This window comes from Pseudomonas sp. SDT291_1_S447 (genome assembly GCF_054070155.1).
Genome location: NZ_JBSVXS010000290.1, coordinates 1 through 512, shown reverse-complemented (window position 1 = coordinate 512; position 512 = coordinate 1). Strand labels below are relative to the sequence as shown.

Genomic DNA, 512 nt, shown 5'->3' with positions numbered 1-512 from the left:
CGCATCGACGACACCACCAGCGAGATCAGCATTGCGCTGCGCAGCGACCACGGCGCGAGTGCGATCAACCTCGGTTATCTGACTCATCCGCGCCCGAGCGGCGGTCAACCGCGCGGCGAAGGTTTTGAGTTGAGAACCGACCGCCACGGCGCAGTACGTGCCGGGGCCGGTCTGTTGATCACCACCGAACCACGGCCGAACGAATCCAAGCACCACAAGGATCTGCCGGAAACCGCTGAACGCCTCGCCACCGCGAGCGATCAGCAGGACGGTTTTGCGGTACAGGCCAAAGAGCTTCAGGCCCAAGAGGCCGGCGATCAGGACGACGTCGCCAAAGCGCTGCACGCCCAGCATCAAGGCGTGCTCGGCTCAGGTCCGGCGAACCTCACCGCCAACGAATTCCCCGAGTTCACCGAACCGCATCTGGTCCTCGCCAGCCCGGCCGGCATCGCCCTGACCACTCCGCGCTCAACCCACATCGCCACCGGCGAACACCTGGCCCTGAGCAGCAC

At 65.6% G+C, this 512-nt stretch carries 1 protein-coding gene; it reads left to right on the top strand.

Annotation, left to right across the window (positions count from 1 at the left end):
- The coding region (locus ACW9IR_RS29595) for a type VI secretion system Vgr family protein (RefSeq protein WP_457466155.1) at positions 1-512 on the top strand (512 nt) is incomplete at both ends.